This window comes from Xanthobacter cornucopiae, from assembly GCF_043195065.2.
GTDB lineage: Bacteria > Pseudomonadota > Alphaproteobacteria > Rhizobiales > Xanthobacteraceae > Xanthobacter.
The window spans coordinates 2,381,340-2,401,338 of the sequence record NZ_CM195531.1; the positions used below are offsets into that span (position 1 = coordinate 2,381,340).

The 19,999-nt window shown below is 70.2% G+C and carries 15 protein-coding genes; all 15 read left to right on the plus strand.

The window, feature by feature from the left end; genetic code table 11:
- Nucleotides 1–346 precede the first annotated feature (346 nt).
- The 15 genes from V5F53_RS10565 to V5F53_RS10635 all read left to right on the plus strand — a co-directional run bounded on the left by V5F53_RS10565 (nucleotide 347) and on the right by V5F53_RS10635 (nucleotide 19,895).
- Nucleotides 347–1,000, plus strand: a complete 654-nt coding sequence (locus V5F53_RS10565; RefSeq protein WP_393996393.1) for a hydrolase — start codon at nucleotides 347–349, stop codon at nucleotides 998–1,000.
- A gap of 10 nt (nucleotides 1,001–1,010) precedes the next feature.
- Nucleotides 1,011–2,030 carry an alpha/beta fold hydrolase gene (locus tag V5F53_RS10570; RefSeq protein ID WP_393996394.1) on the plus strand — a complete coding sequence of 340 codons (1,020 nt, stop codon included), beginning with the start codon at nucleotides 1,011–1,013 and terminating at the stop codon, nucleotides 2,028–2,030.
- A 56-nt stretch (nucleotides 2,031–2,086) separates the two neighbouring features.
- Nucleotides 2,087–2,386, plus strand: coding sequence for a XapX domain-containing protein (locus V5F53_RS10575; RefSeq protein WP_393996395.1), 300 nt, complete (start codon nucleotides 2,087–2,089; stop codon nucleotides 2,384–2,386).
- Nucleotides 2,387–2,417: 31 nt separating this feature from the next.
- Nucleotides 2,418–4,289 carry an amidohydrolase gene (locus V5F53_RS10580; RefSeq protein WP_393996396.1) on the plus strand — a complete coding sequence of 624 codons (1,872 nt, stop codon included), beginning with the start codon at nucleotides 2,418–2,420 and terminating at the stop codon, nucleotides 4,287–4,289.
- A gap of 6 nt (nucleotides 4,290–4,295) precedes the next feature.
- On the plus strand, nucleotides 4,296–4,739 hold the full coding sequence (locus V5F53_RS10585; RefSeq protein WP_393996397.1) for a DoxX family membrane protein: 444 nt from the start codon (nucleotides 4,296–4,298) through the stop codon (nucleotides 4,737–4,739).
- Nucleotides 4,736–6,355, plus strand: a complete 1,620-nt coding sequence (locus V5F53_RS10590; protein ID WP_393996398.1) for an MFS transporter — start codon at nucleotides 4,736–4,738, stop codon at nucleotides 6,353–6,355. Before V5F53_RS10585 ends, V5F53_RS10590 begins: the two co-directional genes overlap by 4 nt.
- A 658-nt stretch (nucleotides 6,356–7,013) precedes the next feature.
- Nucleotides 7,014–8,432: a glutamate decarboxylase gene (gad, locus tag V5F53_RS10595; protein WP_393996399.1), complete on the plus strand. Its 1,419-nt coding sequence runs from the start codon at nucleotides 7,014–7,016 to the stop codon at nucleotides 8,430–8,432.
- A gap of 181 nt (nucleotides 8,433–8,613) precedes the next feature.
- Entirely contained in the window at nucleotides 8,614–10,140 is a 1,527-nt protein-coding gene (gadC, locus tag V5F53_RS10600; protein WP_393996400.1) for a glutamate/gamma-aminobutyrate antiporter, read from the plus strand.
- Between the two features lie 112 nt (nucleotides 10,141–10,252).
- Nucleotides 10,253–11,188 (plus strand): glutaminase A, encoded by a 936-nt coding sequence (gene glsA / locus V5F53_RS10605; RefSeq protein ID WP_393996401.1) that lies wholly within the window; start codon nucleotides 10,253–10,255, stop codon nucleotides 11,186–11,188.
- Nucleotides 11,189–11,426: 238 nt separating this feature from the next.
- Nucleotides 11,427–12,620, plus strand: a complete 1,194-nt coding sequence (locus V5F53_RS10610; protein WP_393996402.1) for a linear amide C-N hydrolase — start codon at nucleotides 11,427–11,429, stop codon at nucleotides 12,618–12,620.
- A 9-nt stretch (nucleotides 12,621–12,629) separates the two neighbouring features.
- Complete coding sequence (locus V5F53_RS10615) at nucleotides 12,630–13,109, plus strand: YbaK/EbsC family protein (RefSeq protein WP_393996403.1); 480 nt, start codon at nucleotides 12,630–12,632, stop codon at nucleotides 13,107–13,109.
- A gap of 131 nt (nucleotides 13,110–13,240) precedes the next feature.
- A complete protein-coding gene (locus tag V5F53_RS10620; protein WP_393996404.1) occupies nucleotides 13,241–13,957 on the plus strand; it encodes a phosphatidylserine decarboxylase in 717 nt (238 codons plus the stop codon).
- Nucleotides 13,957–14,808, plus strand: a complete 852-nt coding sequence (gene pssA, locus V5F53_RS10625) for a CDP-diacylglycerol--serine O-phosphatidyltransferase (RefSeq protein ID WP_393996405.1) — start codon at nucleotides 13,957–13,959, stop codon at nucleotides 14,806–14,808. Before V5F53_RS10620 ends, pssA begins: the two co-directional genes overlap by 1 nt.
- A 77-nt stretch (nucleotides 14,809–14,885) precedes the next feature.
- A complete protein-coding gene (locus tag V5F53_RS10630; RefSeq protein WP_393996406.1) occupies nucleotides 14,886–15,629 on the plus strand; it encodes a GntR family transcriptional regulator in 744 nt (247 codons plus the stop codon).
- Between the two features lie 531 nt (nucleotides 15,630–16,160).
- Nucleotides 16,161–19,895 carry a vitamin B12-dependent ribonucleotide reductase gene (locus tag V5F53_RS10635; RefSeq protein ID WP_393996407.1) on the plus strand — a complete coding sequence of 1,245 codons (3,735 nt, stop codon included), beginning with the start codon at nucleotides 16,161–16,163 and terminating at the stop codon, nucleotides 19,893–19,895.
- Nucleotides 19,896–19,999 lie beyond the last annotated feature (104 nt).

Sequence of the window (19,999 nt, forward strand, 5' to 3'; positions counted from 1 at the left end):
ATGACCGTCCCCTTGGACCCACCCCCGCGCTGCCCGTGGGCGGCCTCATCCACGCGGCCCGGAAGGCCCGGCCCAGCGCCTATGGAACCCATTCCCACATGACCGCGTTCAGGCGGCAAACCGGCGGCTGTGCAACCGCCGCTGCGACGCCCGAGCCCGACACAGCCCCCACCCGCGCTGCCGCTGGGCCCGGCCGCTGACCCTTTCACACGCCCGCCGGTGCGCCTCTCGACGCGCACCCAGCGGAAAGAGCTGCCACCGTGCCGCACCACCGGCGCGGCCCGCGCCCCCCGAGCCGGCGCCCGCGCCGACCCCAGTTCACGCCTTCACCCACAGGAGACTTGCCTTGCCCCACGCCGTCGCTGCCCCCGGCGCCCTGTTGCTGACCCCCAAGGACCACACCCTGATCCTGATCGACTTCCAGTCGCAGATGTCGTTCGCGACCAAGTCCATCGATGCCGTGAACCTGCGCAACAATGCCGCCCTGGTGGCCCACGCCGCCGCCGGGTTCGGCGTGCCCACCATCCTCACCACGGTGGCCGAGAAGAGCTTCTCCGGCCCCATGTTCGCCGAGATCACCGCCGCCTTCCCGGGCCAGCCGCTGCTCGACCGCACCTCCATGAACACCTGGGAGGATGCCGCCGTCATTGCGAAGGTGAACGAGATCGGCAAGCCCCGCATCGTCCTGGCCGGGCTGTGGACCGGGGTCTGCATCGTCGGCCCGGCGCTGTCGGCCATCGATCAGGGGTTCGAGGTGTATGTGATCGCCGACGCGTGCGGCGACGTCTCCCAGGAGGCCCACGACCGCGCCATGGACCGCATGGTCCAGGCCGGCGCCCGGCCCATCACCTCGCTTCAGTACCTGCTGGAGCTGCAGCGCGACTGGGCCCGCACCGAAACCTATGACTTCACCACCGGCGTGGCGAAGGCCTACGGCGGCGCCTACGGCCTCGGCATCATCTACGCCAAGACCATGTTCGGCGCCTCCGAAGGCCACTGAGGCAACGCCGATGCCCACGCCCGAACCGCATCCGGCACCCGGCCCCGGCGAGTCGGTCGCGCCGACCCGCCGGGCGGTGCTCGGCCTCGGTGCCGGGGCGGCGCTCGCCGCCGCCCTCGGATCGCCTGACCCCGCGCAGGCCGCCACAGCCCCCGCCACCACATCCCCCACCACAGCCAAGGGAGCCCCCACCATGCCGAGCGTCACCACCCGGGACGGCGTCGAGATCTTCTACAAGGACTGGGGCCCGAGGGAGGCCCAGCCCATCGTGTTCCACCACGGCTGGCCGCTCTCCTCCGACGACTGGGACGCCCAGCTGCTGTTCTTCGTGCTGAACGGCTATCGCGTGGTGGCCCATGACCGGCGCGGCCACGGCCGCTCCACCCAGGTGGGCGACGGCCACGACATGGACCACTACGCCGCCGACGCCGCCGCCGTGGCCGAGCATCTGGACCTTCGCAACGCCGTGCACATCGGCCATTCCACCGGCGGCGGCGAGGTGGCCCGCTACGTGGCGCGCCACGGCCAGCCCCAGGGCCGGGTGGCGAAGGCGGTGCTCATCGGCGCCGTGCCGCCGATCATGCTGAAGACGCCGGCCAACCCCGGCGGCCTGCCCATCGAGGTGTTCGACGGCTTCCGCGCCGCGCTCGCCGCCAACCGCGCGCAATTCTTCCTCGACGTGCCCACCGGCCCCTTCTACGGCTTCAACCGGCCCGGCGCGACCGCCAGCCAGGGTGTCATCGAGAACTGGTGGCGGCAGGGCATGCAGGGCGGCGCCAAGGCCCATTATGACGGCATCAAGGCGTTCTCCGAGACCGACTTCACCGACGACCTCAAGGCCATCACCGTGCCCACCCTGGTGATGCACGGCGACGACGACCAGATCGTGCCGATCGCCGATTCCGCGCTGCTGTCGGTGAAGCTGCTGAAGCACGGCACGCTGAAGGTCTATCCCGGCTATCCCCACGGCATGGCCACCACCCAGGCCGACGTCATCAACGCCGACCTGCTCGCCTTCGTGAAGGCGTGACCCCCTCCGGCGCCGGCACCGCGCCGGCGCCGCCTCCCGCTCAAGGCACCGCTGGCATGAAGCTCTACCTCGCCTCGCTGGGCGCCGGCCTGCTGGTCGGCATCGTCTACAGCCTCATCAACGTGCGTTCGCCGGCGCCACCGGTGGTGGCGCTGGTGGGCCTGTTCGGCATCCTCATCGGCGAGCAGGTGGTGCCGGTGGCCCGCCACCTGCTCCAGGGCGACGGCCTGCGCGCCGCCATCGGCCTCGCCGACTGCAGCGACCACGTGCTCGGCCAGCTCCCCGGCCGGCAGGCCACGGCCCGCGCGCCGGAGCCGCCCACGGCGCCGCCGCCGGACGCCCCCGCCCGCTCCTGACCCTCGCCCGAAGACGCCCGAAGGCCCCGCCATGACCGAAGCCCCCGCCGCGACCGCCGACCTCATCCTCATCAACGGCCAGGTGACCACCCTCGACCGCGCCAACCCGCAGGCGGAGGCGGTGGCGGTGAAGGACGGGCGCATCCTGTTCGCCGGCGCCACCGCCGACGCCCTGCGCCACGCCGGGCCGGACACCGCCATGGTCGACGCCGGCGGGCGCCGGGTCATTCCCGGCCTCATCGACAGCCACATGCACATCATCCGGGGCGGGCTGAACTACAACATGGAGCTGCGCTGGGACGGGGTGCGCTCGCTCAGCCACGCCATGGAGATGCTGAAGGCGCAGGTGGACGCCACCCCGGCGCCGCAATGGGTGCGGGTGGTGGGCGGCTTCACCGCTCACCAGTTCGCCGAAAAGCGCCTGCCGACCCTGGAGGAGCTCAACGCGGTCGCGCCGGACACGCCGGTCTTCATCCTGCACCTCTACGACCGCGCCCTGCTCAACGCCGCCGCCTTGCGCGCGGTGGGCTACACCCGCGACACGCCGAACCCGCCCGGCGGCGAGATCGTCCGCGACGGCGCCGGCAACCCCACCGGCCTGCTCATCGCCCAGCCCAACGCCACCATTCTCTACGCCACCCTGGCCAAGGGACCGAAGCTGCCGCCGGACTACCAGAAAAACTCCACCCGCCATTTCATGCGCGAGGTGAACCGGCTGGGCGTCACCTCCGTCATCGACGCCGGCGGCGGCTTCCAGAACTATCCGGACGACTATGCCATCATCGAGGAGCTGCACCGCGAGGGGCACCTGACCGTGCGCATCGCCTACAATCTCTTCACCCAGAAGCCGAAGGGCGAGCTGGCCGACTTCGCCGGCTGGGCCAGGAGCGTGACGCCAGGCGCCGGCGACGACCTCTACCGGCACAACGGCGCCGGCGAGATGCTGGTCTATTCCGCCGCCGACTTCGAGGACTTCCAGCAGGCCCGCCCCGACCTGGCGCCGGGCATGGAGGGCGACCTGGAACCGGTGGTGCGGCTGCTGGCCGAGCAGCGCTGGCCGTTCCGCCTGCACGCCACCTATGACGAGACCATTTCCCGCGCCCTCGACGTGTTCGAAAAGGTGAACGCCGATGTGCCGCTCACCGGCCTCAACTGGTTCTTCGACCATGCCGAGACCATCACACCGCGCAACATCGACCGGGTGGCGGCGCTGGGCGGCGGCATCGCGGTGCAGCACCGCATGGCCTACCAGGGGGAGTATTTCGTGGAGCGCTACGGCACCCGCGCCGCCGAGCACACCCCGCCCATTCGCCGCATGCTGGCCGCCGGGCTGAACGTGGGCGCCGGCACCGACGCCACCCGCGTCGCCTCCTACAATCCCTGGGTCTCGCTCTCCTGGCTGGTCACCGGCCGCACCGTCGGCGGCCTCGCCCTCTACCCGCATGCAAACCGCGTCAGCCGCGAGGACGCGTTGCGGCTGTGGACCGAGGCCAACACCTGGTTCTCCACCGAGACCGGCAAGAAAGGGCAGATCCAGGCCGGCCAGCTCGCCGACCTGGTGGTGCTCTCCGACGACTATTTCGCGGTTCCCGAGGACGCGATCCAGGACATCACCGCCGTGCTCACCCTGCTCGGCGGACGCCCCGTGCACGGGGCCGGCGACTTCCGGACGCTGGCCCCGGAGCTGCCGCCGGCCATGCCCGACTGGGCGCCCACGCGCACCTTCGGCGGCTACCAGCCGCGCCCGGCGGGGCAGACGCGCCTTGCCTTCAGCGCCTGCGGCTGCGCCAATGCCTGCACCGTGCATGGCCACGCCCATGCCCAGGCCTGGAGCGCCGGCCTGCCGGTCAGCGATGCCCGCTCCTTCTTCGGGGCGCTGGGCTGCGCCTGCTGGGCGTTCTGACGCCCCATGGCGGCCCACCCCACCCCCGGCCCCGCGCCACGGGCGCGGCGTCTCCTCGCCCCCGCGCCGGTGCGCGCCCTGGCCCTGCTGGCCCTTACCGGCGCCTATATCCAGGGCGGCCTCGTCAAGGCGCTGGATTTTCCCGGCGCGGTGGCGGAGATGGCCCATTTCGGCCTGGCCCCCGCCGCCCCCCTGGCGCTGGCGGTGATCGGCCTGGAACTCGGTGCCCCGGCGCTCCTTCTCGCCGGGGTCTGGCGCTGGGCCGCGGCGCTGGCGCTGGCCGCCTTCACCCTGGCCGCCACGCTGCTGGCCAATCGCTTCTGGACCCTCGCTGGCGCGGAGCGGATGATGGCCGCCAACGCCTTCTTCGAGCACCTGGGCCTGTGCGGCGCGTTCGTGCTCGTGGCGTGGTTCGACCTGACCCACGGCACCAAGGGGAGCCCCCCGTGAGCGACGCACCCGCCACCCCCGCCCCAGAACACGCGCCCGCCGGCGCCTTCGCGCCGTTGCGCCGCACCGTGTTCCTGGTGCTGTGGGGCGCCACCATCCTCGGCAATACCGGCAGCTTCATGCGCGATGTCGCCAGCGCCTGGCTGGTCACCGACCTGTCGGCCTCGCCAGCGGCGGTGGCGGCGATCCAGGCGGCGGCCATGCTGCCAGTGTTCCTGCTCGCCATCCCGGCCGGGGTTTTGTCCGACATCCTCGACCGGCGGCGCTTCCTCATCCTCATCCAGCTCGCCCTGGGCGGCGTCAGCCTGTCGCTGGCGATCCTCGCCCACACCGGGCTCATCACGGTGTGGTCGCTCATCGCCCTCACCTTCCTGGGCGGCGTGGGGGCGGCGCTGATGGCGCCAACCTGGCAATCCATCGTGCCGGAACTGGTGCCGCGCGCGGAGCTGCGCAGCGCGGTGGCGCTCAACTCCCTGGGCATCAACATCGCCCGCTCCATCGGCCCGGCGGTGGGCGGCCTGCTGCTGGCCGCCTTCGGCGCCGCCGTCACCTATGGGGCGGACGTGGCGAGCTATATCGTCGTCATCGCCGCCCTGTGGTGGTGGCGCCGGGCGCCCAGCGCCGAGGACGAGCTGTCGGAGCGCTTCTCCGGCGCGTTCCGGGCGGGGCTGCGCTATGCGCGAGCCAGCCGCGAGCTGCATCTGGTGCTGCTGCGGGCGGTGTTCTTCTTCGCCTTCGCCAGCTCGGTGTGGGCGCTGCTGCCGCTGGTCGCGCGCCAGCTGCTCAAGGGCGATGCCGCCTATTACGGGCTGCTGCTGGGCGCGGTGGGCGCCGGCGCCATCGTCGGCGCCCTGCTGCTGCCGCCCCTGCGGGCGCGACTGAATGCCGACGGGCTGCTGCTGGCGGCCGCCGTGGTGAGCGGGGCGGCCACCGCGGCCCTGGCACTGGCCCCACCGCCGCCGCTGGCGCTTCTGGTGCTGCTGGCCCTGGGCGCGGCCTGGATCATCGCCCTGACCACCCTCAACGCCACGGCCCAGGCGATCCTGCCCAACTGGGTGCGCGGGCGGGCGCTGGCGGTCTATCTCACGGTGTTCAACGGCACCATGGCCGGCGGCAGCATCCTCTGGGGCATCGTCGCCCAGCAGATCGGCGTGGCAGCGACACTGGCGGCGGCCGGCGCCGGGCTGGCGGTGGCCGGCCTGCTGCTCCACCGCGTGGCGCTGCCGGCCGGCGACGACGACCTCACGCCCTCCCTGCACTGGCCGGAACCGCTGCTCGCCACGCCGGTGGACACGGACCGCGGGCCGGTGCTCATCCTCATCGAGTATCAGGTGGCGGGCGACGAGCGCCCCGCCTTCCTGGCCGCCCTCCGCCGCCTGTCCGCCGCGCGGCGGCGCGACGGCGCCTATGCCTGGGGCGTGACCGAGGATGCCGCCGACCCGCGCCTCATGGTGGAGTGGTTCATGGTGGAATCCTGGGCCGAGCACCTGCGCCAGCACCGCCGCGTCTCCCATGCAGACGCCGATGTTCAGGCCGAGGTGGCGCGGTTCCACCAGGGCGAGGCCCCGCCCCGCGTCCGCCACCTCATCGGCGCGGAGCACCTGCCGCGCGGATAACGGCCGCGCCCCGGCGCGCGACGCCCCGCCCGCAGCAACGCCTCGGCCCCCTGGTCCGGGGCCTCTCGCGTCCGGGCCAGATGACCGGTGGCGGCAGCGCGGCCAGGCTGCGCCGCACGCAGGCGCCGCGGATCTATCCCATTCAGGATATTTCTTCTTGCAAACATTGAGAGTAGGCGATCCAGGCTTGCTTCCGCGGATCGACTGCGGCTTACTATCGGTAACTGGAAGCGGCTCGAAAAGGATTGCGCGACCACCTGCCCTGCATCGGCTGTCGCAGAGGACCCGGCAATAAGCACAACGAAAACCTCGAAGCCTGGAGGGAGCACCGCATGGGTGAACGAAACCTGAGAGGCACTGACCTTATTGGCAACCGGACCCGTGCCGGCTTGAGAAACCCGCCCGCCGCGTCCAGTCTTCGCCGCCCGTTCCCGGCACGAGCGCTCCACTACGCGCGCGCGTGGTAATTCCGACCCGCGGACGCTGCACCAACCAACCGGACCGGCTCCGAGCCGCTGGCGAGGTCCTCGCCGCCGACCTCGCCCGATGGCGCGCACGGGCGCCGTGAGAGATCTGTTTCCTTCATCGCCGCCATGCCGGACCCGACGTTTTCCCAAGCTACGGCGTGGCGTTTCAGCAGCCTAGAGGAGGCCGAGCCATGACATCAGACCCCTCCCAAACCCTTTCCACCAGCGCGCTGCGCCGCGAGCTGCTCGATGACGTCTATTCGTCCAGCGAGCTGCATCGCGCGTTGCCAAAGTACAAGTTCCCGGAGACGGAAAAGGCGCCGCGCAACGTCTTCACCGCCGTTCGCGACGAGCTGATGCTGGACGGCAATTCGCGCCAGAACCTCGCCACCTTCTGCCAGACCTGGGTGGACGAGGAAATCCAGGACCTCATGGCCTTGTCCATCGACAAGAACATGATCGACAAGGACGAGTATCCGCAGACGGCGGAGATCGAGGAACGCTGCGTGCACATGCTCGCGGACCTGTGGAACGCGCCGTCCGCGCAGACCACGCTCGGCTGCTCCACCGTCGGCTCGTCGGAGGCGGCGATGCTGGGCGGGCTGGCGCTGAAGTGGCAGTGGCGCAAGAAGCGCGCCGCCGCCGGCAAGCCCACCGACAAGCCGAACCTCATCTGCGGCCCGGTGCAGATCTGCTGGCACAAGTTCGCCCGCTATTTCGACGTGGAGCTGCGCGAGATCCCGCTCGAGGGCGACCGGCTCATCATGAACCCGGAGGAAGTGCTGAAGCGGGTGGACGAGAACACCATCGGCGTGGTGCCCACCCTGGGCGTCACCTTCACCTGCCAATACGAGCCGGTGAAGGCGGTGCACGACGCCCTCGACCAGCTCCAGAAGGACACCGGGCTCGACATCCCGATCCATGTGGACGGCGCCTCCGGCGGCTTCCTCGCCCCCTTCTGCGCGCCCGACGTCGCCTGGGATTTCCGCCTGCCGCGGGTGAAGTCCATCAATTCGTCGGGCCACAAGTTCGGCCTCGCGCCGCTGGGCGTGGGCTGGGTGATCTGGCGCGAGGCGTCCGACCTGCCGGAAGAGCTGATCTTCAACGTGAACTACCTGGGCGGCAACATGCCCACCTTCGCGCTGAACTTCTCGCGCCCCGGTGGACAGGTGATCGCCCAATACTACAACTTCCTGCGCCTCGGCCGCGAAGGCTACGCGCGGATCCAGAACGCCTGCTACGAGACCGCGCAATATCTCTCGCGCGAGATCGCCGCGCTGGGCCCGTTCGAGATCCTGTTCGGCGGTGACAGCCAGGCCGGCATCCCGGCCCTGTGCTGGAAGCTGAAGGACCAGGGCGGCATCGGCGGCTACACCCTCTACGACCTCGCCGACCGGCTGCGCTCGCGCGGCTGGCAGGTGCCGGCCTATTCCATGCCCGCCCACCGCGAGGATCTGGTGATCCAGCGCATCCTGGTGCGGCACGGGGTGAGCCGCGACCTCGCCAGCCTGCTGATCGACGACATCAAGCGCGCCCTCGACTATTTCGAGAAGCACCCGGTGACCAAGCCGCTGACCTCAGAGGAAGCCAGCGGCTTCAACCACAACTGACCGGCGCCGCCCGCCCTCCGCGAGGGGGCGGGCGGCCCGCCACCGCGCCGGGCACCCCGGCCTCAGCCGAGGGCGCCCCGCGCCCCCCAACACGGCGCCGCGCCGCATCGGCCAGCCCTTCACCGGCCGGCCCTCATCGGCCTCGCCTCATCCGCAACGCCTCACCCCGGGGGGTCTCATCATGGCGACCAACGCCGCGAACGCGCCTGCAAAGCAACTTACGCTGCTGGGTTTCTTCGCCATCACCGCCTCCATGGTGATGGCCGTCTACGAATACCCCACCTTCGCCACCTCGGGCTTCAGCCTGGTGTTCTTCCTGCTGCTCGGCGGCATCCTGTGGTTCATCCCGGTCGCCCTGTGCGCGGCGGAAATGGCCACCGTGGAAGGCTGGGAGGAAGGCGGCGTGTTCGCCTGGGTCTCCAACACGCTGGGCGAGCGCTGGGGGTTCGCCGCCATCTCCTTCACCTATCTGCAGATCGCCATCGGCTTCCTGCCGATGCTCTATTTCGTGCTCGGCGCCCTGTCCTACATCCTCGGCTGGCCGGCGCTGAACAACGACCCGGTGGTGAAGACCATCGCCGGCCTCGTCATCCTGTGGGTGCTGGCCTTCACCCAGTTCGGCGGCACCAAGTACACCGCGCAGATCGCCAAGATCGGCTTCTTCGCCGGCATTTTGCTGCCGGCGCTGCTGCTGGTCATCCTCGCCATCTGGCACCTGGCCAGCGGCGCCCGGCTGGAGATTGCCATGAACGCCTCCACCTTCTTTCCCGACTTCACCAAGATCGGGACGCTGGTGGTGTTCGTGGCCTTCATCCTGAGCTACATGGGCGTCGAGGCCTCCGCCACCCATGTGAACGAGATGAAGAACCCCGGGCGGGACTATCCGCTCGCCATGTTCCTGCTCATGATCGCGGCCATCTGCCTGTCGTCCATCGGCGGCCTGTCGGTGGCGTCGGTGGTGCCGCTCAACGAGATCAACCTGTCGGCCGGCGTGGTGCAGACCTTCCAGGCCCTCATCACCAGCCACGGGCCGGGGTTTGAGTGGGCGGTGCGCGTGGTGGCGGCGCTGCTGGCGCTCGGCGTGCTGGCGGAGATCGCCGCCTGGATCGTCGGCCCCTCGCGCGGCATGTATGTCACCGCCGAGCGCGGCATCCTGCCGGCGGTGGCGGCCAAAGTGAACAAGAACGGCGTGCCGGTGCCGCTGGTGATCTTCCAGCTCTGCATCACCACCGTGGCGCTGATCGTCTTCACCAACACCTCCGGCGGGAACATGTCGTTCCTGATCGCCATGGCGCTGACCGTGGTGCTCTACCTGATGACGTATTTCCTGCTGTTCCTCGCCTATATGAGCCTCACCTTGAAGCAGCAGGACAAGAGGCGCAGCTACCGGCTTCCCGGCGGCACCGGCTTCAAGCTGGTGGTGGCGAGCGCCGGTTTCCTGATCTCGGCGCTGGCGTTCGTCGTCTCCTTCTTCCCGCCGAGCGGCCTGCCCGGCGCCGAGGGCGACGAGATCTACGTCGGCCTGCTGGTGGTGAGCTTCGTCGTGGCGCTCACCATCCCCTTCATCGTCTACGCACTGCACGACAAGCGCGGAAAGACGCCGCAGGCCGACCTCGTGCACATCAAGTCCCACAACGCGCCGGAGGGGCATTTCGCCATCCACCCGCGCGCCCGCGCCACCCATATCCTGGTGCCGCGCGAGAAGTGACTCTGCCCGCAGGGGCGCCATGACCAACAGCCAGCGGCCGGGCCGGGATCCCCCCGGGCCGGCCGGCTCCCCCCTCGGGGCGCATTCGCGCGGGACGGACCGGGAGGCTCCCATGCCAGGAACTGAGATCGAAGCCGCGCTCGCCGCCGGCCTTGCCGCCGCCCGGGCCACTCGTGGCGGCAAGAATGCCGATTATATTCCCGCCCTGGCGGAGGTCCCCCCCGATCTGGTGGGCCTTGCCGTGGTGACCGCAGCGGGCGAGATCCACAAGGCCGGCGACGCGGACCATCCGTTCGCCATCGAGTCCCTCTCCAAGGTGTTCACCCTGGCGCTGGTGATGGAGATCATCGGCGCCGCCGCCGTGCGCGAGAAGCTGGGCGCCGACCCCACCGGCCTGCCGTTCAATTCCGTGGCGGCGCTGGAGCTGCACAAGGGCAAGCCGCTCTCGCCCCTGGTGAACGCCGGCGCCATCGCCACCGCCAGCCTGGTGCCGGGCACCGATGCCGAGGCCGCGTGGGCCGCCATCCTCGACATGCAAAGCCGCTTTGCCGGCCGGCCGGTCGCCCTCAGCGCCGCAGTGAACGGCTCCGAGCAGGCCACCAATTTCCATAACCGCGCCATCGGCTGGCTGCTCTACAGCGCCGGCACCTGCTACGGCGATCCCATCCGCGCGGTGGACATCTACACCCGCCAGTGCTCGACCCTCGTCTCCACCGTGGACCTCGCGGTGATGGGAGCGACGCTGGCCTCCGGCGGCGTCAACCCGCGCACCGGCGAACGGGTGATCGCCCGCGAGCACGTGCCGCCGATCCTCGCCGAGATGATGATGGAAGGCTTCTACACCGCCTCGGGCGACTGGGCCTACACCGTGGGCCTGCCCGGCAAGAGCGGGGTCGGCGGGGGCATCCTGGCGGTGGTGCCGGGCGAGATGGCCATCGCCGCCTTCGCCCCGCCCCTGGACGAGGCCGGCAACAGCGTGCGCGGCCAGGTGGCGGTGGCGACCGTGGCGCGGCGGCTCGGCCACAACCTGTTCGCGCCACGCGCCTGACGGGCGCGGGTGCGGGCACCGGGCCGGACCGCGGGAGGTATTTCACGCTTCAGCGCCGGCGCGAAATGCGCTACAGCATCGACAGCGGGCGCCGGTTCGCGGAAGCCCCCGCGAGGTGTCGCCTCAACGCCGTCTCGGGCGCAGCCCCGCCGCCCAGGGGGCTGAAGATGCTCCCCGTGCCCGCCGATCGAGGCACGACGGGTGCCGTGCGCCCATCAACATATGAGGTCGTTCTTCCATGATCGGAGCCAGGTTCCGTTCGCCGGCGCTGCTGCTGGCGCTGCTCGCCGCCGTTGTGGTGCTGGCGCTGCTCACGTCCCATGGCGGCATCGATGCCTCGATCGCCTGCACCGCCCTGCTCTATCGCGACAACAAGGGCGGGGTCTATGCCGGGCGCACCCTGGAACTGCCCATGGAGTTGCCCTACCTGCTCTCCTACCTGCCGGCGGGCCGGAAGATCGCCTCCGCCGTTCCCGGACGCGAGCCGCTGACCTTCGAGACCCGCCACGCCATCCTCGGCATCACCGTGCCCAACGGCACCGTCGAGGACCTGAAGGTGGTGGAGGGGGTAAACGACAAGGGCCTCACCTTCTCGCTGCTGGCGTTCGCCGGCGCCGAGGGCCCCGGAACCAGCCTGCGGACCACCCGGGCCGTGCTCGCCGCCATCGACCTCGGCGCCTGGACCCTCGGCCTGTTCGAGACGACGGCGCAGACCAAGGCGGCGCTTGCCGAGCAACCGGTCCTGCTGTCCGCCCTGGAGGCCCTGCACGGGGCGCGCACACCGTTTCATTTCATCGTCCACGACCGTTCCGGCGCGTCGGTGGTGATCGAGTTCGCCAACGGCCGCCAGAGCGTCTACGACAACCCGGTCGGGGTGATGACCAACGGGCCGGACTTCGCCTGGCACCTCACCAACATGAACAATTATACGTTCCTGACCAACCTCGACCGGTCGGAGGGAACGTTCGGATCGCTCACCGTGCGCCAGCCCGATTCGGGCATCGCCACCGCCGGCCTGCCGGCCTCGAACACCGCCGTGGGCCGGTTCGTGCGCGCCGCCTATTATGCGCACTATGCCGAGCATGCGGCGCCGGACGCCGCGCTCTCCACCCTGGCCCACATCATGAACAATTTCGATCGGCCCAAGGGCATCACCATCGATCCGCGCGGGCCCGGCGGCCTGGAGGTGGAAGGCGCCGCGCCGGACGGCAATGCCGACACCACCACCGAATATACCTCCTGGACCTCGCTGACCGACCTTGGCGCCAGCCGCTTCCTGGTGCGCACCTATGACGGGCTGAACTATGTCGCCCTCGACATTGCCGGCCTCGCCGCCGCGGCCGAGGTGAAGCTGCTGCCGCTCGCCGCGGTCGGGCGCCTGCCGCTGGCGGATGCCACCGCCCAGCTCCTCGCCGCCAAACCCCTCGCCTGAGGCCCGGCCATGGACGGCGTGGAGCGGGTGCGCCGCGCCCTGGCGGCGGCGGGTCATGACGACAGCATCGCCGCCTTCGCGGAGGGCACGCACAGCGCCGCCGACGCGGCGGCGGCCATCGGCTGCGACGTGGCGCAGATCGCCAAGTCCATCGTCTTCCGCCATGGCGACGCGGTGGTGCTGGTGATCGCCTCCGGCGGCAACCGCATCGACCGCAGGAAGGTGGCAGCCGCCCTCGGGCATCCGGTGAAGCCGGCGGACCCGGAATGGGTGGCCCAGGCCACTGGCTTCGCGGTGGGCGGGGTGGCGCCGGTGGGCCATGCCTGCCCCGTCACCGTGGTGCTGGACACCGACCTGCTCACCCTCGACCCGGTCTGGGCGGCGGCGGGCTCGTCCACCCACGTTTTCCGCACCACCGCCGCCGCGCTCGCCGCCCTCACCGGTGCCCGGGTGGCCGAGGTGCGGCAGGATGGAGCGCAGCCCGCCTGAGGGCCGACGGCCGGCACGCGGCGGCGGCGATTTCACCCGCAGCCCGCGTCGCGCCATTTGACGCGGAGGCCCGCGCTCTCTACCTCTGCCCTGCGTGCCCACCGGGGGCGCGGCGTGCCTCGGAGGCCCCATTGTCCCTCGTCGCCACCATTCGCAAGTCGCTGGTGCCCATCCACCGGGAAGGCTATCCCTTCATCGCCATCGCGGTGGTGCTGGCGCTGCTGCTGCTGTCGGTGTCCACCATGCTCGGCATGATCGCGGTGGGCCTCGCCATCTGGACCGCTCTGTTCTTCCGCGATCCGCCGCGGGTGACGCCGGTGCGCGAGGGCCTGGTGGTGGCGCCGGCCGACGGGCGGGTGTCGCAGGTGGGCCTTGCCCGGCCGCCGCGCGAACTGGACCTCTCGGATGAACCGCTGCTGCGCGTGTCCATCTTCATGAACGTGTTCAACGTGCACGTGAACCGGGCGCCGGTGACGGGCCGCATCAGCCGTGTCGCCTACAAGCCGGGCATCTTCCTCAACGCCGACCTGGACAAGGCGAGCGAGGACAACGAGCGCAACGGCCTCGTCATCGCCACCACCACCGGCCAGGGCGACAGCCTGGACGTGGGCGTGGTGCAGATCGCCGGCCTCGTCGCGCGGCGCATCGTCTGCTTCGTGCGGGAGGGGGAAGCGATCGGCTCCGGCGAGCGTTTCGGCCTCATCCGCTTCGGCTCGCGGGTGGACATCTACCTCCCCCAGGGCACCAAGGTGCAGGTGGCGGAGGGGCAGATCACCACCGCCGGCGAAACCATCATCTGCGATCTCGCCGCCCCCGCCCCGCGTGAGACCGCCTATCGGGTCAGCTGATGGCTCCTCCCTTCCCCCCATTCCCCCGCTTCGATCCGGAACGCCCGCGCTTCGGCCGCCTGGGCAAGGTTCCGGTGCGGGTGCTGATTCCCAATCTGGTGACGCTGCTGGCGCTGTGCTCCGGCCTCACTGCGGTGCGGCTCGCCATCGAGTCGCGCATCGAGCTGGCGCTGGCCGCCATCGTGTTCGCGGCGCTGCTGGACGGCATCGACGGGCGGCTCGCCCGGGCGCTGAAGGGCACGTCGCGCTTCGGCGCCGAGCTCGACAGTCTGGCCGACTTCGTGAACTTCGGCTGCGTCCCGGCGCTGATTCTCTATTTCTGGGGCCTCAACGAGGCTGGCTCCTTCGGCTGGATCGCGGCGCTCATCTACGCCATCTGCGCAGCGCTGCGCCTCGCCCGCTTCAACGTGATGCTGGACGACCCGGACAAGCCCGCCTTCGCCGGAGACTTCTTCACCGGCATTCCCGCTCCGGCCGGGGCCATCACCGTGCTGCTGCCGGTCTATCTGGAGCTCATCGGCCTGCCCCATGGCCGGGTGAGCGCGCCGATCGCGCTGATCTATTGCCTGGCCATCGGCTTCCTGATGATCTCCACCCTGCCGGCCTGGTCGGGCAAGACCATCGGCCGGCGCGTGCGGCGCGACATGGTGCTGCCCCTGTTCATCGTCGTGGCGCTCTATTTCGCGCTGCTGGCCAGCTACCCCTGGATCGTGCTTTCCGTGTGCTCGATCATCTATCTAGCGCTACTGCCGGTGTCGGCGCTGCGCTACCGCCGCCTGATGGCGGCGCACCGCGCGGCGGAAGCCACCGCCGCGAGCGCCCCGGCCGCCTCCGCCCCGGCGGAAGACTGACGCAGCGCCATCGGCGCCGGCATACGGACTATCCCGGATTCCGGCGCGGCAGCGGTTTGCATTAGCTTCGTGGCGCCATGTGGAACGCCATCGACACCGAGACCGAGTCCCCCGCAGGTCGGCCGCGCGCCCGCCGCCGCGCCACGCCGGTGCGCGCCGTGACGCGCACCGAGGAGCTTCGGCTTCAGATCGCCGACGAAATCACCAGCGGGCGGCTCGCCCCCGGAACGGCGCTGGAGGAGGTCGAGATCGCCAAGCGCTACGGCGTCTCGCGCACCCCGGTGCGGGAAGCCATCCGCGATCTCGCCGCCTCCGGACTGGTGGAAGCGCGGCCCCATCGCAGCGCCCTCGTCGCCCACCCCTCCTCGGAGCGGCTAAGGGGCATGTTCGAGGCCATGGGCGAACTTGAAAGCCTGTGCGCGGCGCTCGCGGCCGTACACATGACGGCGGCCGAACGCGCCGGCCTGGAGCGGCTCCATGCGGACCTCGCGGCCGCCATCCGCTCCGGCGAGGAAGCGCAGTGCGACTGCCTGGACGAACGTTTTCACGCGGCGGTCAACGCGGGCTGCCACAATGACTACTTGTCCGAACTGGCGATGACCACCCGGATCAGGCTGCGTCCCTTCCTGCGCGACAAATATCGCGGCCTGGAGCGGCTTGCCCAGTCCTACGCCGAGCATGGTCGGGTGCTCACCGCCATCCTGCGTGGCGAGCGCACCGAGGCCGGCGCCGCCATGCGCGCCCATGTGATGACCGCGCCGGTGCTCGACACCCCGCTTGGCGACGCGCCCGGCGCGCCGGCCGCCCTTCCCCTGGCCTGATCCTTCGCCCCATCGCCACCTCCGGCCCATCCCGGCCCGCCCGCCCCTCGGCCGGCGGGCCGCGCGGCGTGGCGCCCCCAGGGTACCCCCCATATCTTGTGATGCCGGCCGGGCCGACCCGGGGGAAGGCGCCGCGCGGCGGCGCGGCCTGTGGAAGACGGGAACGACTCCGCCAACGCCGCTCGCCTGCCCGGGCGCGGCGGCGCAAGGCGAAAACCCGCTCCAGCACTGGCCTCGTTACCCTTTGTTAACGGATTATTGGCTACTATATTTAGTAGCAGTGGCACCTGGATACACCAGATCAAGCCGAAACTTCGTTTGACGATCCCGGAGGACTCGCCTAGCGTCGCCTCCTGTTCGTCGGGCGTTCCTCTCGGTCACGGGATCGGTGGGAACGTTTGTCGCGTTTCTCGACATGTAGCTCAAGGTCAGGGGCGGTGCCGTGCGGCCCGCTCGCCGACCGGTCACGCCCGCTACATTTAGCTGTTATACTCTTCGGCTCTGGCGGGGCCGAGCGAAGGAGCACCGGTCATGCGCGTTGAACGTCGCTACACGCAGGAGGGCCGTTCCCCTTACGCGGAAATTCCGTTCCGCGAGACCGTGAGCGAGATCCGCAATCCGGACGGTTCGGTGGTGTTCCGCCAGGAGGGGATCGAGGTTCCCGCCCAATTCTCGCAGGTGGCGAGCGACATCCTCGCCCAGAAATATTTCCGCAAGGCCGGCGTGCCGGCGCGACTGCGCAAGGTGGAGGAGAACACCGTTCCCGCCTTCCTGTGGCGCTCGGCCCCCGACGAGGCGGCCCTGGCGGCCCTGCCGGAGACGGAGCGCGTGGTCGGCGAGACCTCCGCCAAGCAGGTCTTCGACCGCCTCGCCGGCACCTGGACCTATTGGGGCTGGAAGGGCGGCTATTTCGACGCCGAAGCCGATGCCCAGGCCTTCTTCGACGAGCTGCGCTACATGCTCGCCATGCAGATGGCGGCGCCCAACTCGCCGCAATGGTTCAACACCGGCCTCCACTGGGCCTATGGCATCGACGGGCCGGGCCAGGGCCATTTCTATGTCGACCACAAGAGCGGCACCGCGCAGGCCTCCACCTCGGCCTATGAGCATCCCCAGCCCCACGCCTGCTTCATCCAGTCGGTGGCCGACGACCTCGTGAACGAGGGCGGCATCATGGACCTGTGGGTGCGCGAGGCGCGCCTGTTCAAGTACGGCTCCGGCACCGGCACCAATTTCTCGTCGCTGCGGGGCGAGGGCGAGCGGCTGTCCGGCGGCGGCCGGTCCTCCGGCCTCATGAGCTTCCTCAAGATCGGCGACCGCGCGGCGGGCGCCATCAAGTCCGGCGGCACCACCCGGCGCGCCGCCAAGATGGTGGTGGTGGACGCCGACCATCCGGATATCGAAGGCTATGTGGACTGGAAGGTGATCGAGGAGCAGAAGGTGGCGGCGCTCGTCACCGGCTCCAAGCTCAACGCCCGGCACCTCAAGGCCATCCTCAAGGCCTGCGTGAACTGCGAGGGCCAGGGCGATTCGTGCTTCGACCCGGAGAAGAACCCAGCCCTCAAGCGCGAGATCAAGGCCGCCCGCAAGGCCGCCGTCGCCGACGCCGCCATCCGCCGGGTGATCCAATATGCCCGCCAGGGCTATAAGGACATCGACCTGGCCATCTACGACACCGATTGGGACGGCGAGGCCTATATCTCGGTGGCCGGCCAGAACTCCAACAATTCGGTGCGCGTCACCGACGCCTTCCTGCGCGCGGTGGAGGCCGACGCCGACTGGAACCTCATCCGCCGCACCGACGGCAAGGTGGCCAAGACCCTCAAGGCCCGCGATCTGTGGGAGAAAATCGGCGCCGCCGCCTGGCACTGCGCCGACCCCGGCATCCAGTTTCACACCACCATCAACGACTGGCACACCTGCCCGGCCGGTGGCGACATCCGCGCCTCCAACCCGTGCTCGGAATACATGTTCCTGGACGACACGGCCTGCAACCTCGCCTCGCTGAACCTGTTGCAGTTCCGCGATGCCGCCAGGCAGTTCGACGTTGCGAGCTACGAGCACGCGGTGCGGCTGTGGACCATCGTGCTCGAAATCTCGGTGCTGATGGCGCAGTTCCCCTCGCGCCGCATCGCCGAGCTCTCCTATGAGTATCGCACCCTGGGCCTGGGCTACGCCAATATCGGCGGCCTGCTCATGTCGAGCGGCATTCCCTATGATTCGGCCCAGGGCCGGGCCATTTGCGGCGCGCTTTCCGCCATCATGACCGGCGTGTGCTACGCCACCTCCGCCGAGATGGCGCGGGAACTCGGCCCGTTCCCGGCCTATGGCGCCAATGCGGACGCCATGCTGCGGGTGATCCGCAACCACCGCCGCGCCGCCTATGGCGAGGCGGCCGGCTATGAAGGCCTCGCCGTCGCGCCGGTGCCGCTCGATCGCGCCTCCTGCCCGGAGGCGCGGCTGGTGGTGCACGCCGCCGCGGCCTGGGACAGGGCCCTGGAACTGGGCGAGCGCCACGGCTATCGCAACGCCCAGGTGTCCGTCATCGCCCCCACCGGCACCATCGGCCTGGTGATGGATTGCGACACCACCGGCATCGAGCCCGACTTCGCTCTGGTGAAGTTCAAGAAGCTGGCCGGCGGCGGCTATTTCAAGATCATCAACCGCGCCGTGCCAGAGGCGCTGCGCGCGCTCGGCTATGGCGAGGCCGAGATCGCCGAGATCGAGGCCTATGCGGTGGGCCACGGCTCGCTGGCTCAGGCCCCGGCCATCAACCATTCGACCCTGCGCGCCCGGGGCTTCACCGACGCCGCCCTGCAGAAGGCGGAGGCGGCGGTCAAGACCGCCTTCGACATCAAGTTCGCGTTCAACCGCTGGACCTTCGGCGAGGAGTTCCTGAGGGACGCGCTCAAGGTGCCCGCCGCGCAGCTGGCCGACCCCAAGTTCGACCTTCTGGCCTTCCTTGGCTTCTCCAAGGCCGACATCGACGCCGCCAACATCCATGTGTGCGGCGCCATGACCCTGGAGGGCGCGCCGCACCTCAAGGTGCAGCACCTGCCGGTGTTCGACTGCGCCTCCCCCTGCGGGCGGCTCGGCAAGCGCTACCTGTCGGTGGAAAGCCACATCCGCATGATGGCGGCGGCCCAGCCCTTCATCTCGGGCGCCATCTCCAAGACCATCAACATGCCCAACGACGCCAGCGTCGAGGACTGCAAGGCCGCCTATCTCCTGTCGTGGCGGCTGGCGCTGAAGGCCAACGCCCTCTATCGCGACGGCTCCAAGCTGTCGCAGCCGCTGAACGCCCAGCTGGTGGCGGACGACGAGGACGAGGACGACGCCGTGGACGCCGTGCTGGCCCAGCCGGCCGCGACCCGCAGCGCCGTCGTCGCCGAGAAGATCGTCGAGCGGGTGGTGGAACGCATTGTCGAGCACCGCGTGCGCGAACGCGAGAAGATGCCCGACCGCCGCAAGGGCTACACCCAGAAGGCGCTGGTGGGTGGCCACAAGGTCTACCTGCGCACCGGCGAATATGACGACGGGCGGCTCGGCGAGATCTTCATCGACATGCACAAGGAGGGCGCGGCCCTTCGCTCGCTCCTCAACAACTTCGCCATCGCCATCTCGCTCGGCCTGCAATACGGCGTGCCGCTGGACGAATACGTGGACGCCTTCACCTTCACCCGGTTCGAGCCGGCCGGCCCGGTGCAGGGCAACGACACCATCAAGTACGCCACCTCGATGCTGGACTATGTGTTCCGCGAGCTGGCGGTGTCCTATCTCGGCCGCAACGACCTCGGCCATGTGGACCCCCACGACACCGGCTTCGACGCTCTGGGCAAGGGCGCCGACGAGGGCAAGGCGCCCACCAGCCCGGCGGCGCGCATCGTCTCCAAGGGCCTGGTGCGCGGCAAGACCGTGAACCTGATGCCCACCGCCGCCCCGGTGGCCGCCGCCGAGCCCCGCCCGAGCGGCGACAACGTGACGGTGCTGCGCGCCCGCAGCGAGGGCGTCACCGCGCTGAAGACCGAGGTGGCCGAGCTGAAGGTTCCCGAGGCCGAGCCCCAGCCGGAGCCGCCGGCGGTCGATCTTGGCCTGGAAACCACCCTCTCCTGGAGCCCCTCCGCCCGCAAGGCGGAGGCCCGGGCGGAAGCCCGCGCCAGGGGCTATGAGGGCGAGGCCTGCCCGGAGTGCATGAACTTCACCATGGTGCGCAATGGCACCTGCCTGAAGTGCGAGACCTGCGGCGGAACCACCGGCTGCAGCTGAGCCCGCCGCGCATGGTTGTCGTGGCTCCCAAAGGATGAGCCGTTGACGCCGGAGTTCGGCTCATCGGCGGCCGAATACCAAAGGCCCATGAGCGTGACTCATGG